The 12921-nt window shown below is 68.4% G+C and carries 12 protein-coding genes; 3 read left to right on the top strand and 9 right to left on the bottom strand.

What is annotated here, in order from left to right:
- Positions 1 to 353: 353 nt before the first annotated feature.
- From AC31A1_RS33250 to thyX, 3 genes are all read right to left on the bottom strand, one after another.
- Entirely contained in the window at positions 354 to 2039 is a 1686-nt protein-coding gene (locus AC31A1_RS33250; protein WP_489656884.1) for a ribonuclease J, read from the bottom strand.
- 128 nt (positions 2040 to 2167) lie between these two features.
- Positions 2168 to 3067 carry a 4-hydroxy-tetrahydrodipicolinate synthase gene (dapA, locus tag AC31A1_RS33245; protein ID WP_489656883.1) on the bottom strand — a complete coding sequence of 300 codons (900 nt, stop codon included), beginning with the start codon at positions 3065 to 3067 and terminating at the stop codon, positions 2168 to 2170.
- Between the two features lie 211 nt (positions 3068 to 3278).
- Entirely contained in the window at positions 3279 to 4019 is a 741-nt protein-coding gene (gene thyX / locus AC31A1_RS33240; protein WP_384173392.1) for an FAD-dependent thymidylate synthase, read from the bottom strand.
- A 213-nt stretch (positions 4020 to 4232) separates the two neighbouring features.
- Between thyX and AC31A1_RS33235 the strand changes: the two genes are divergently transcribed.
- Together AC31A1_RS33235 and AC31A1_RS33230 are read left to right on the top strand one after the other, a co-directional pair.
- Positions 4233 to 4472: a hypothetical protein gene (locus tag AC31A1_RS33235; protein WP_393764770.1), complete on the top strand. Its 240-nt coding sequence runs from the start codon at positions 4233 to 4235 to the stop codon at positions 4470 to 4472.
- A gap of 122 nt (positions 4473 to 4594) precedes the next feature.
- Entirely contained in the window at positions 4595 to 5149 is a 555-nt protein-coding gene (locus tag AC31A1_RS33230; protein ID WP_489656882.1) for a hypothetical protein, read from the top strand.
- Between the two features lie 105 nt (positions 5150 to 5254).
- On the opposite strand, the gene AC31A1_RS33225 is transcribed toward AC31A1_RS33230, so the two are convergent.
- The 5 genes from AC31A1_RS33225 to rpsO all read right to left on the bottom strand — a co-directional run bounded on the left by AC31A1_RS33225 (position 5255) and on the right by rpsO (position 10754).
- Entirely contained in the window at positions 5255 to 5707 is a 453-nt protein-coding gene (locus AC31A1_RS33225) for a tetratricopeptide repeat protein (RefSeq protein ID WP_393764774.1), read from the bottom strand.
- Position 5708: 1 nt separating this feature from the next.
- Positions 5709 to 6461: a 4-hydroxy-tetrahydrodipicolinate reductase gene (dapB, locus tag AC31A1_RS33220; RefSeq protein ID WP_489656881.1), complete on the bottom strand. Its 753-nt coding sequence runs from the start codon at positions 6459 to 6461 to the stop codon at positions 5709 to 5711.
- 42 nt (positions 6462 to 6503) lie between these two features.
- Positions 6504 to 7883 carry a M16 family metallopeptidase gene (locus tag AC31A1_RS33215; RefSeq protein ID WP_489656880.1) on the bottom strand — a complete coding sequence of 460 codons (1380 nt, stop codon included), beginning with the start codon at positions 7881 to 7883 and terminating at the stop codon, positions 6504 to 6506.
- Complete coding sequence (locus AC31A1_RS33210; RefSeq protein ID WP_489656879.1) at positions 7880 to 10102, bottom strand: polyribonucleotide nucleotidyltransferase; 2223 nt, start codon at positions 10100 to 10102, stop codon at positions 7880 to 7882. The genes AC31A1_RS33215 and AC31A1_RS33210 overlap by 4 nt, the downstream gene beginning before the upstream one ends.
- A gap of 364 nt (positions 10103 to 10466) precedes the next feature.
- On the bottom strand, positions 10467 to 10754 hold the full coding sequence (gene rpsO / locus AC31A1_RS33205; RefSeq protein WP_019064787.1) for a 30S ribosomal protein S15: 288 nt from the start codon (positions 10752 to 10754) through the stop codon (positions 10467 to 10469).
- Between the two features lie 303 nt (positions 10755 to 11057).
- On the opposite strand from rpsO, the gene AC31A1_RS33200 reads away from it, so the two are divergent.
- Complete coding sequence (locus tag AC31A1_RS33200) at positions 11058 to 11339, top strand: DUF397 domain-containing protein (RefSeq protein WP_328678178.1); 282 nt, start codon at positions 11058 to 11060, stop codon at positions 11337 to 11339.
- Positions 11340 to 11415: 76 nt separating this feature from the next.
- Here the strand turns inward: AC31A1_RS33200 and AC31A1_RS33195 are convergent.
- Positions 11416 to 12921 (bottom strand): outer membrane protein assembly factor BamB family protein (locus AC31A1_RS33195; protein ID WP_489656878.1); only part of this gene is annotated, 1506 nt, incomplete at its 5' end.

The following is a 12921-nucleotide window of genomic DNA, read 5'->3' as shown; positions in this document are numbered from 1 at the left end:
ATTTTTGGCACGCTGTTGAGTTCTCAAGGAACGGACGCTTCCTTTGTACTCACCCTCTCGGGCTTTCCTCCGGGCTTCCCTTCGGTCTTGCGTTTCCGACTCTATCAGACCGTTTCCGGTCCCGATTTCCTCGGTGCTTTCCAGGTTTCCGCTTCCGCGTTTCCCTTTCCGGCGGTTCCGACTTTATCAGAAGTTCTGAGTCGGATTTTCCGGCCCTTCGGGAGTAGCCCCCGTACACGCGAAGTGTCCGGGTTCCCCCTCAGGCGGAGCCGTAAACGTACTGGAGCGGGCCGCCTCGATGCAAATCGAGGCGGCCCGCTCCAGGTTCACGCGTACGAGGGTTCGTACGACGGTCAGACCTCTACGACGACCGGGAGGATCATCGGCCTGCGCCGATAGTTGTCGGAGACCCACTTGCCCAGTGTGCGGCGGATCAGTTGCTGCAGCTGGTGGGGTTCCACCACGCCGTCCTGGGCCGAGCGCTCAAGGACCTCTGTGATCCTCGGGACCACGTCCACGAAGGCGGAGTCATCGATGCCGGAGCCGCGGGCCTGGATGTGCGGGCCACCCGTGATCTTGCCGGTGGACGAGTCCACGACGAGGAAGACCGAGATGATGCCCTCGTCCCCCAGGATCCTGCGGTCCTTCAGCGCGGGTTCACCGACATCGCCGACCGAGAGGCCGTCGACGTAGACATAGCCCGCCTGGACCTTGCCCGAGATCTTGGCCTTGCCCTCGATGAGGTCGACGACCACGCCGTCCTCGGCGATGACGATGCGGTCGTGCGGGACGCCTGTCATGGCGCCCAGTTCGGCGTTGGCCCGTAGGTGGCGCCATTCGCCGTGGACCGGCATCAGGTTCTTCGGCCGGCAGATGTTGTAGAAGTACAGCAGCTCGCCGGCCGAGGCGTGTCCGGAGACGTGGACCTTGGCGTTGCCCTTGTGGACGACGTTGGCGCCCCAGCGGGTGAGGCCGTTGATGACCCGGTAGACCGCGTTCTCGTTGCCTGGAATGAGCGACGAGGCCAGGATCACCGTGTCGCCCGCGACGATGCGGATCTGGTGGTCCCGGTTGGCCATGCGGGACAGGGCGGCCATCGGTTCGCCCTGCGAGCCCGTGCAGACCAGGACGACCTGGCTGTCCGGGAGGTCGTCGAGCGTCTTGACGTCCACCACCAGGCCCGGCGGGACCTTGAGATAGCCGAGGTCACGGGCGATGCCCATGTTGCGGACCATGGAGCGGCCGACGAAGGCGACCCTGCGGCCGTACTCGTGGGCCGTGTCCAGGATCTGCTGGATGCGGTGGACATGGCTGGCGAAGCTCGCCACGATGATGCGCTTGCGGGCGCCGCCGAAGACCTGTCGCAGGACGTTCGAGATGTCGCGCTCGGGCGGGACGAAACCCGGGACCTCGGCGTTCGTCGAGTCGGCGAGGAGCAGGTCGATGCCCTCCTCGCTCAGCCGTGCGAACGCGTGTAGATCTGTCAGACGGCCGTCCAGCGGGAGCTGGTCCATCTTGAAGTCGCCGGTGTGGACGACCATGCCCGCGGGGGTGCGGATGGCGACCGCGAGCGCGTCCGGGATCGAGTGGTTGACCGCGACGAACTCGCAGTCGAAGGGGCCGATGCGCTCGCGGTGCCCCTCGGCGACCTCCAGCGTGTACGGCCGGATGCGGTGCTCCTGGAGCTTCGCCTCGATGAGCGCGAGGGTCAGCTTGGAGCCGATCAGCGGGATGTCCGCCTTCTCGCGGAGGAGATACGGGACACCACCGATGTGGTCCTCGTGGCCGTGCGTGAGGACGATGCCGTCGATGTCGTCGAGCCGGTCCCTGATGGACGTGAAGTCCGGCAGGATCAGGTCGATTCCGGGCTGCTCCTCCTCGGGGAAGAGCACGCCGCAGTCGACGATGAGCAGACGGCCGCCGTATTCGAAGACCGTCATGTTCCGGCCGATTTCCCCGAGGCCGCCGAGTGGGGTGACCCTCAGGCCGCCTTCGGGGAGCTTGGGCGGCGGGGCGAGTTCAGGATGCGGATGACTCAAAAGACTCTCCTACCCATGCGCGCCACGTACCTGTGGGCACGTGGCGCGCATGACGTTCGTGCAAATGCAGTTATCGGATGTGGGATGCGGGCGCCGAAGCCCCGCGTATTCAGTTGTGAAGTCCGTTGTCAGAGCTGTACCCCGCCGGCGGCAAGATCGATCTTGAGCTGGGCGATCTCCTCGGGCGAGCACTCGACCATCGGTGAGCGCAGCGGTCCGGCGGGCAGTCCCTGGAGGGTGAGCGCGGCCTTGGTGGTCATGACGCCCTGGGTGCGGAACATGCCGGTGTAGACGGGGAGCAGCTTCTGGTGGATCTCGGTGGCCTTCTGGACGTCACCGGAGACGTACGCCTCCACCAGGGTGCGCAGTTCGGGTGTGACCACATGGCCGACGACCGAGACGAAGCCGACCGCGCCCACGGAGAGCAGCGGCAGGTTCAGCATGTCGTCGCCGGAGTACCAGGCCAGGCCGGTCCGGGCGATGGCCCAGCTGGCGCGGCCGAGGTCGCCCTTGGCGTCCTTGTTGGCGACGATCCGCGGGTGCTCGGCGAGTCGGACCAGTGTGTCGGTGCCGATCGGGACGCCGCTGCGGCCGGGGATGTCGTAGAGCATGACCGGCAGTTCGGCGGCGTCGGCGACGGCCGTGAAGTGCCGGTAGAGGCCCTCCTGCGGGGGCTTGTTGTAGTACGGCGTGACGACGAGCAGGCCGTGCGCGCCGGTGTGTTCGGCCGTGCGGGCGAGTTCGACGCTGTGGTGGGTGTCGTTCGTGCCGACGCCGGCGATGACGTGGGCGCGGTCTCCGACCGCTTCCAGTACGGCTCGTACGAGATCCGCTTTCTCCGCGTCGCTGGTGGTCGGGGACTCACCGGTGGTGCCGTTGATGACCAGGCCGTCGTTGCCTGCGTCCACCAGGTGGGTAGCGAGCCGCTGAGCGCCGTCGAGGTCGAGTGCGCCGTCCGCCGTGAAGGGCGTGACCATGGCGGTGAGGACCCGCCCGAAGGGGGTCTGCGGAGTGGAGGTCGGAGCCATGGGTAACACGCTACTCGCTGCTCAATGCGGGGTCTGCCTTAGGGGCAGGCGACAAGTCGTGACAAATATGGAGCCCGGCACTGCCTGCTCGGGGGTTCAAGCAGTGCCGGGTCCGTTTGATCAGGCTAGATGAACTTCTCCAAATGCCGCAATACGGACACTTCGCACGGCCCATCCGTACATGTGTGCCCGATCGGCAAACAGAGGTGCGCTACGGGGCGACGCGGCCGTTGGCATTGAAGGCGGCGTAGGTGAGCGGCATGAGCTTGGCCCACTGCTCCTCCATCTTCTCGCCGACCATCTCGATCTCCCGCTGCGGGAAGGACGGGACCTTCGCCAGCTCGTGCTGCGTGCGCAGTCCGAGGAAGTGCATCAGCGAGCGCGCGTTGCACGTGGCGTACATCGAGGAGAAGAGGCCTACGGGGAGCACGGCACGGGCGACTTCGCGGGCGACGCCGGCGGCGAGCATCTCCTGGTACGCCTCGTACGACTGGCGGTACGAGTCCTCCATGGCGCGGCCGACCAGCTCCTGCTGGGCCTGGGTGCCCTCCACGAAGACGTACTTGCCCGGGCGGCCCTCCTGGACCAGCTTGCGGGACTCCCCGGGGACGTAGAAGACCGGCTGGAGCTCCCGGTACCTTCCCGATTCCTCGTTGTACGACCAGCCCACCCGGTGCCGCATGAACTCGCGGAAGACGAGGATCGGGGCGCTGATGAAGAACGTCATCGAGTTGTGCTCGAAGGGGCTGCCGTGGCGGTCCCGCATCAGGTAGTTGATCAGGCCCTTGGAGCGCTCGGGGTCCTTGCCCATCTCGTCCAGGGACTGCTCGCCGATCGTCGAGACGCGGGCGGCGAAGAGCACGTCCGCGTCGGACGCGGTGTGCTTGACCAGCTCGACGGTCACGTCACTGCGGAAACTGGGCTTGAGGTCGTCGGCGGGAGTGTCGGTCACGGCTCGGAGGGTCCTTCCATCACGTCTCTCGGGCGGCGCCCACTCTACGGCCCGGCACTGACATCGGGGCGTTCGGTGCCGTGCCGCGACATTCGTTGGCGAACTTCTGCGAATTCGGTGAAACAGGGCACCAATTGGGGCGTTCGCTCGTCTGTCTTGGTGAGAGCCACCCGTTCGATCCCGATTCGACCCCAGAGGGGAGAAGCACCACCGATGTTCCGTCGGCGCGAACCCGTTCCGTTCGCCTTCATCGCCGAGACCGACCGCTTCCGCAGCAACGTCACCCCGCCGCCGCGTGAGCGTGCGTCCGCCGGTCAGATAGCCGGGCGTTGGCTCCTGGGCCTCACCATCATCGCCGGAATCGTGGGCTCCCTGGTCCTCGGGATGCCGGCGCTGTCCCAGGACAACCTCTCGACACAGAACCAGCAGTCCCAGGCCGCCGACAATCGCTGACCTGGCGCGCAGCCGTACAGCTGACCATGACTCATCCGGACCCCCAACGGTGGTGAGCGGGAACACGGCCGGATAGCCTCACCGGGCACAGCCCACGCATGGATTCAGTGAGGACACCAGCCGTGCCCCTGCCCTTCCTTACGGCCGACCGCGCATTCGAGGCCGCGGACGAGCTCGCGCTGCCGTTCGACGACCGCGACCGCTGGCGGCGCCCCTACCGGCCCGGACCCTGGCGGGTGGCGGTGGCGGCGCTCGTGCTGCTGCTCGCGTCGTACGTGCTGTTCGCCGCGGTCATCATCGCGTTGACCGGCTCGCGGTCCGAGGCCGCGGTGATCCTCGGTATCGCGGTGGCCGTCATCCTCTGTGCCCTGCGGCTGCTGCGCATGGGCGTGTGGGTGAGCGCGCGCGGGCTGCGCCGGGTGCGGTTCCTCTTCACCCTGACGGTGCGGTGGGACCGGGTCGTCGCCGTGCGCACGGTGCAGCAGCCGGTGCGCTGGCTCGGACTGCCGCGCACGGTGCAGGGGCAGGCGCTGGTCCTCGTACGCAAGGACCGTGCTCCGGAGGACGTGACCGCGCTGCTGACCACGCACGACATCGACTTCGTGGCGCGGGCCTCCTCCTTCGACCGGGCCGCGGACTCGGTCGAGGTGTGGTCCGACGAGTACCGGCGAAGCTGACCGCCCGACAGCAGCCGTAAGCCGAGCAGTCGTATGCCGAAGGGGCCGGTCCGCAGTGAGTGCGGGTCGGCCCCTTCGGCGTGCGGCTGTGTGTCGCCCTATGGGTCAGGCCTGGACGGGGCGGCCGTCGTGCAGGGCGATCGCGCGCTGCATCGCCTTGCGGGCGCGCGGGGTGTCGCGGGCGTCGTGGTAGGCGACGGCGAGACGGAACCAGCTGCGCCAGTCGTCGGGGGCCGCCTCCGTCTCGGCCTTGCGCTTGGCGAAGACCTCGTCGGCGGAGTCGCGGTCGATGCGGCCGCCTGCGGTGCGCCTCAACTCGTCGACGGGCAGGCCGCCTTCGGCGTCGAGTTCGGCGGCGAGCTTGTTGGCGTTGCGGACGAACTGGGTGTTCTTCCAGAGGAACCAGATGCCGATCACCGGCAGGATCAGGACCGCGATCCCGAAGGTGACGGTGATGACCGTGCCCGACTGTATGAGCATGACGCCGCGGCTGCCGACCAGGACGAAGTAGAAGACCAGGACGGCGGCCGTGACGGCGTAGGTGAGTTTGGCGCGCATGTCAGCCCAGGTCCAGGAAGTGCTCCAGGCCGAAGGTGAGGCCCGGGGTCGTCACCACGCGGCGGGCGCCGAGCAGGATGCCCGGCATGAAGCTGCTGTGGTGGAGCGAATCGTGGCGGACGGTCAGCGTCTCGCCCTCGCCGCCCAGCAGGACCTCCTGGTGGGCCAGCAGGCCGCGCAGCCGGACGGAGTGGACGGGGATCCCGTCGACGTCCGCACCCCGCGCGCCGTCCAGGGCCGTCGTCGTGGCGTCCGGCGCGGGGGCCGAGCCCGCCTTGGCCCGGGCCTCCGCGATGAGCTGAGCCGTGCGCGTGGCCGTACCGCTCGGGGCGTCGACCTTCTTCGGGTGGTGCAGTTCGATGACCTCGACCGACTCGAAGTAGGGCGCGGCGATCTGCGCGAACTTCATGGTCAGTACGGCGCCGATGGAGAAGTTGGGCGCGATGAGGACGCCCGTCTCCGGGGAGGCGTCCAGCCAGCCGGTCAGCTGCGCGAGGCGTTCTTCTGTCCAGCCGGTGGTGCCGACGACCGCGTGGATACCGTGCCGTACGCAGAAGTCGAGGTTGTCCATCACCGAGGCAGGGGTGGTCAGTTCGACCACCACCTGGGCGCCCGAAGCCGTGAGCGCCTCCAGGGAGTCGCCCCGGCCCAGGGCGGCCACCAGTTCCATGTCCTCGGCGGCCTCGACGGCTCGTACCGCCTCGGCGCCGATCCGGCCCTTGGCACCGAGGACCGCCACGCGCAGCTTGCTCATCGTTCTTGCTTCCTTACCGGATACGGGTTCCGAAGGCGGGTGTTAAGCGACGGCGTCGTGCAGTCGGGCCGCCTGCTTGTCCTTGAGCGGGCCGATGACCGACAGCGAGGGCCGCTGTCCCAGGATCTCGCGGGCGACCTCGCGGACCTCGTCCGGGGTGACCGACGCGATCCGGGCCAGCATGTCGTCGACGGACATCTGCTCGCCCCAGCACAGCTCGCTCTTGCCGATGCGGTTCATCAGCGCGCCCGTGTCTTCGAGGCCCAGGACGGTGGAGCCCTGGAGCTGGCCGACGGCGCGGCCGATCTCGTCGTCGGACAGGCCGTGTTCGGCGACCTGGTCGAGTTCGTCGCGGCAGAGCTTCAGCACGTCGTGGACCTGCGAGGGCCGGCAGCCCGCGTAGACGCCGAAGAGGCCGCAGTCGGCGAAGCCGGACGTGTACGAGTACACGCTGTAGGCCAGGCCGCGCTTCTCCCGGACCTCCTGGAAGAGGCGGGACGACATGCCGCCGCCGAGGGCCGTGTTGAGGACCCCCAGCGCCCAGCGGCGCTCGTCGGTGCGGGCCAGGCCCGGCATGCCGAGGACGACGTGCGCCTGCTCGGTCTTGCGGCCGATCAGCTCGACCTTGCCCGTGGAGCGCAGCACGCGGCGGCCGTCGCGCGGGGCGATGGGTGCCGCCTCGGGAGTGCGGAAGGCGCCCGCCTTGTCGAAGGCCGCGCGGACCTGTCGTACGACCTTGTCGTGGTCGATGTTGCCGGCGGCCGCGACCACGAGGTGGGTCGGGTCGTAGTGCTTCTTGTAGAAGCGGCGGATGCGGTCCGCGGTGAGGGCGTTGACGGTGTCGACCGTGCCGAGGACGGGGCGGCCGAGGGGGTTGTCGCCGAACATCGTGCGCGCGAACAGGTCGTGCACACAGTCGCCCGGGTCGTCCTCCGTCATGGCGATCTCTTCGAGGATGGCGCCGCGCTCGACGTTGACGTCGTCCTCACGGATGAGGGAGCCGGTCAGCATGTCGCAGACGACGTCGATGGCGAGCGGCAGGTCGGTGTCGAGCACGCGCGCGTAGTAGCACGTGTACTCCTTCGCCGTGAACGCGTTCATCTCGCCGCCGACCGCGTCGATCGCGGAGGAGATGTCCAGCGCGCTGCGCTTGTGCGTGCCCTTGAAGAGGAGGTGCTCCAGGTAGTGCGTGGCGCCGTTCAGGGACGGTGTCTCGTCGCGGGAGCCCACGTGTGCCCAGATGCCGAAGGTCGCGGAGCGGACCGAGGGCAGCGTCTCGGTGACGATGCGCAGGCCGCCCGGGAGGGTGGTCTTACGGACCGTGCCGATGCCGTTGGTGCCCTGGATGAGGGTTTGGGTACGGGCGACGGCCCGCGCCTCCGGGGAGGTGCGGGCCGTCGTCGTGGTGCTGGTCGACGTCACTTGTCGTCGTCGTCCTTCTTGTCGTCCTCAGCGTTCTCTTCACCCTCGATGACGGGGATCAGGGAGAGCTTGCCGCGGGAGTCGATCTCGGCGATCTCGACCTGGACCTTCTGGCCCACGCCGACGACGTCCTCGACGTTCTCCACGCGCTTGCCGCCGGCGAGCTTGCGGATCTGCGAGATGTGCAGCAGACCGTCCTTGCCCGGGAGCAGCGACACGAACGCGCCGAAGGTGGTGGTCTTGACGACCGTACCCAGGTAGCGCTCGCCGACCTCCGGCATGGTCGGGTTGGCGATGGAGTTGATCGTGGCGCGGGCGGCCTCGGCCTGCGAGCCGACCTGGGCACCGATGTAGATGGTGCCGTCGTCCTCGATCGTGATCTCGGCGCCGGTGTCCTCCTGGATCTGGTTGATCATCTTGCCCTTCGGGCCGATGACCTCGCCGATCTTGTCCACGGGGATCTTGACGGTGATGATCCGCGGGGCGTTCGGGGACATCTCGTCCGGCGTGTCGATCGCTTCCATCATCACGTCGAGGATGTGGAGGCGGGCGTCACGGGCCTGCTTGAGAGCGGCGGCCAGGACGGAGGCGGGGATGCCGTCCAGCTTGGTGTCGAGCTGGAGGGCGGTGACGAACTCCTTGGTGCCGGCGACCTTGAAGTCCATGTCGCCGAAGGCGTCCTCCGCACCGAGGATGTCGGTGAGGGCGACGTAGTGCGTCTCGCCGTTGATCTCCTGGGAGATCAGGCCCATGGCGATACCGGCGACGGGGGCCTTGAGGGGCACACCGGCGTTCAGCAGCGACATGGTGGAGGCGCAGACCGAGCCCATGGACGTCGAGCCGTTCGAGCCGAGGGCCTCGGACACCTGACGGATCGCGTAGGGGAACTCCTCGCGCGTCGGCAGGACCGGGACCAGGGCGCGCTCGGCGAGCGCTCCGTGGCCGATCTCGCGGCGCTTCGGGGAGCCGACGCGGCCGGTCTCGCCGACGGAGTACGGCGGGAAGTTGTAGTTGTGCATGTAGCGCTTGCGGGTCACCGGGGAGAGGGTGTCCAGCTGCTGCTCCATGCGGAGCATGTTGAGGGTGGTGACGCCCAGGATCTGGGTCTCGCCACGCTCGAACAGCGCGGAACCGTGCACGCGCGGGATGGCCTCGACCTCGGCGGCCAGGGTGCGGATGTCGGTGACACCGCGGCCGTCGATGCGCTTCTTCTCCTTGATGACGCGCTCACGGACCAGGGACTTGGTCAGCGAGCGGTACGCGGCGGAGATCTCCTTCTCGCGGCCCTCGAACTCCGGGAGGAGCTTCTCGGCGGCGAGAGTCTTGACGCGGTCGATCTCGGCCTCGCGGTCCTGCTTGCCGGCGATGGTCAGCGCGGAGGCGAGCTCCGGGCGGACGGCGGCGGTGAGGGCCTCCAGGACGTCGTCCTGGTAGTCGAGGAAGATCGGGAACTCGCCGGTCGGCTTGGCGGCCTTCGCGGCGAGGTCGGACTGGGCCTTGCAGAGCACCTTGATGAAGGGCTTCGCGGCGTCCAGGCCGGAGGCGACGACCTCCTCGGTGGGCGCCTCGGCGCCGCCTGCGACCAGCTGGATGGTCTTCTCGGTGGCCTCGGCCTCGACCATCATGATCGCGACGTCGCCGTCCTCCAGGACGCGACCGGCGACGACCATGTCGAAGACGGCGTCCTCAAGCTCGGTGTGCGTCGGGAACGCGACCCACTGGCCGTTGATCAGCGCGACGCGGACGCCGCCGACCGGGCCGGAGAAGGGCAGACCGGCCAGCTGCGTGGACGCGGAGGCGGCGTTGATCGCCACGACGTCGTACAGGTGGTCGGGGTTGAGGGCCATGATCGTGGCGACGACCTGGATCTCGTTGCGCAGGCCCTTCTTGAAGGACGGGCGCAGCGGGCGGTCGATCAGCCGACAGGTGAGGATCGCGTCCTCGGAGGGGCGGCCCTCACGGCGGAAGAAGCTGCCGGGGATCTTGCCGGCGGCGTACATCCGCTCCTCGACGTCCACCGTGAGGGGGAAGAAGTCGAGCTGGTCCTTGGGGTTCTTGGAGGCGGTGGTGGCCGACAGCACCATGGTGTCGTCGTCCAGGTACGCGACGGCGGAGCCGGCGGCCTGCTTGGCCAGGCGGCCCGTCTCGAAGCGGATGGTGCGGGTGCCGAAAGTGCCGTTGTCAATGACGGCCTCGGCGTAGTGGGTCTCGTTCTCCACTAGCGTTTTCTCCGTTACTTGTCGTCTTTCGTCCCTCCCCGCCCGTGTGGCGGGGGGACGGTGGCGGAGAAGCGCTGTCTGGTGCGGGCCGGTCTTCGATCGAAGCACCCGGGGCTTCATCCCCGGGGGCCACTACCGAGGACCGGCGGCGGCGAGGCGCGCTTCTCCTCTTCGTGGTCGTGCTCTGTCGCACGTGGTCGTGCGGTGTCGTGCAAGGTCATGCTGGGTCGTGCGTCCTGCGTTGTGCTACCACACTACAAAGCGTGAGTGACACTCCGCACGTTTCCGTACGTACGGGCAATCCGCATGTACGGCAAAGGGAGCGGCTCCCGATCGTTTCGGGAACCGCTCCCTTCACGGCGTCCTACTTGGCGCCCGCCGCACCGCGGCGGATGCCCAGGCGGTCGACCAGCGCACGGAAGCGCTGGATGTCCTTCTTGGCCAGGTACTGGAGCAGCCGGCGGCGCTGACCGACCAGGATCAGCAGACCACGACGGGAGTGGTGGTCGTGCTTGTGGGTCTTGAGGTGCTCGGTCAGGTCCGAGATACGGCGCGAGAGCATGGCGACCTGGACCTCGGGGGAGCCGGTGTCGCCCTCCTTCTGACCGAACTCACTGATGAGCTGCTTCTTCGTAGCGGCGTCGAGCGACACGCGTACTCCTCGTAGTCTGAGATGTGCCACCGAGTGCCCCTGGTCCACTTCTCAGGGGAGCTTCCGTGACTCGGGAGGCGGGATCCGCTGGGCGCTGCCTCCAGAGCGTGAGCTCCGGGGGTGCGTACACAAACGGCCGCTACACAGCGTACCAGCCTGGGGGGACACCTCGGTCCAGCTCCGTGAAGGGCCCTGACCGGGGCGGATACGGCCACTAGGGTGACTTCCGTCCGTGGATGGAACGAGCCTTCCATGGATGGAAGCGTGGAACACGTCGGTTCGTCCGGAAGGGGTCGCTTCGCCATGGCGGAGACGGAGCAGGAGATCAAGGCACGCAAGGAGCGGGAGCGGGACGAGCTGTACGCCCTCGACATCTCGGGTGTCGAGTGGCGCAGCGCGCCGGGCACGGAGGACCACGAGGAGCGCGTCGAGATCGCCGACCTGCCCGACGGCGCGGTGGCCATGCGCTCGTCGCTCGACCCCGACACCGTGCTGCGGTACACGGAGGCGGAGTGGACGGCCTTCGTGCTGGGCGCCCGGGACGGGGAGTTCGACCTGGAGCCGGCTCCGGAGGAGCAGCAGTAGTCGTACGGCCGTACGCAGGCAGAAGGGGCGGCACGCGTGCGCGTGCCGCCCCTTCTGCTGTCACCGCCACTTGCCGTCACTGTTTCGTGGCGCTGCTCCCGATGCCCAGGACCAGCCAGATCCACGCCTTGCCGCTGCTGGGACCGTCCGCCGCGTGGGCCGCGAAGTACAGCCGGCCGTCCTGGACGAGGATGTCGTTCGCGTCGAGGGTCGTGAGGGTGTCGGCGTCCGTCGGTACCCCGAAGTAGAGGTACGGGGTCTCCTTGCCGGTCTTCGGGTCGAGGCTGACGAGTGCCGACGGGGAGATGCGGTCGTCGCTCATCCGCAGCGCGAGGAGCCGGCTGCCGCTCACGCGCAGCGGATACAGCAGGGAGTCGGGCCCGGACTCGAACTTCTCCGTCGTCTTCCCGGTCGCCAGGTCGAAGCCGATGATCCAGTTCGAGTTGTGCGGGGCGCCCGCCTCCTTGCTCCGGACGAAGACCTGGCCGAGGCCGACGGCGATGGTCTGGCAGTCGTCGACGACGAGGTAGTCGACCGCGTCGGAGCAGTCACCGACGTAGCTGCCGCTGGTCAGGCCGATCGTGGCGCGCACCGTGCCCCGGTCGTCCAGGGAGAGCAGCTCGGTGAAGCCCGTCTCCCCCGCCGAGACGGCGACGACGGGCGGATCGCTCGACGGCAGTTCGAGATCCCGGAGGCCCTTGGTCCCGGCGTACGTCCACTTCTCCTTGCCCGTGCCGGGATCGACCTTGCGCACCTTGTAGGTGATCGTCTGCCACGAGGCTGCGGTCGTGCTGTCGTCCCAGCATTCGAGGCGCACGAGCAGGGCGCGTCCGCCCGCGGCCCCCATGTCCTGGCACGAGCCGGACTCGGTCGTACGCCAGGTCCGCTCGCCGGTGTCCATGTCGTACGCGTCCGTGCCGCCGCCCCAGGTGACGGTCACGGTGGCGTGGGTCAGGGTGACGCTCGGGGTGTCCTGGACGGCGCTGTCCGTCGGGGTGCCCGGTTCGTCGCCGATCGTGGAGACGGGGAACTCGTGCTCCCAGATCTGCTTGCCGTCGTCGAGGTCGAAGAAGGCGACGTGGTCGCAGAGGGACGCCTTGTCCTTGCTGTCCCTGAAGACGACGGCGGTACGGTTCTCGCCGGTCACACGGCGGGTGTAGCCGCAGATCGGGCCGGCCAGGCGGAGTTTCCACACCTCGTCGCCCGGTGCCGCGTCGGTGCCTGTCCTGAAGCCGGCCAGTGTCTGGTTGATGCCCTTGGCGAGGATCTTGTCGGTGGCCCAGGTGCCCGGCATCTCGGTGTGTTCGCCGGCGGCCGCGTCGTCGATCGAGAAGCGGAACGCCATGTCACCGGTGGTGGTGGCGGGCTTCTTCTCGGCCGTGTCCCGGACGTCGAGGCGTCCCAGGCTCGCCGCGGGGGCGTTGTCGGTCGTCGCCTTCTTCTTGTCGTCGCCCTTTGCCGCGAGAAGGCCGGCCGTACCCACGGCCGCCACGAAGACGACCGCGAGCAGCCCGAGGAGCCTGTTCCGGCGGCGCTTCTTGTGCTGGTCGTTCTGGGTGAGGACGGAGTGGGTGTAGGGGGA

The sequence above is a fragment of the Streptomyces sp. P5F9 genome, assembly GCF_057961495.1.
Note: the sequence above shows the minus strand (reverse complement) of the source record. Positions and strands in the feature narration are given on the sequence as shown.

Bases quoted from the DNA above. Each gene is read 5' to 3' on its own strand.
- AC31A1_RS33225 (WP_393764774.1), bottom strand. From the start codon at position 5,707: ATGCGCGCCAAACTCACCTACGCCGTCACGGCCGCCGTCCTGGTCTTC.
- AC31A1_RS33200 (WP_328678178.1), top strand. From the start codon at position 11,058: ATGGCGGAGACGGAGCAGGAGATCAAGGCACGCAAGGAGCGGGAGCGG.
- dapB (WP_489656881.1), bottom strand. From the start codon at position 6,461: ATGAGCAAGCTGCGCGTGGCGGTCCTCGGTGCCAAGGGCCGGATCGGC.
- dapA (WP_489656883.1), bottom strand. From the start codon at position 3,067: ATGGCTCCGACCTCCACTCCGCAGACCCCCTTCGGGCGGGTCCTCACC.
- AC31A1_RS33235 (WP_393764770.1), top strand. From the start codon at position 4,233: ATGTTCCGTCGGCGCGAACCCGTTCCGTTCGCCTTCATCGCCGAGACC.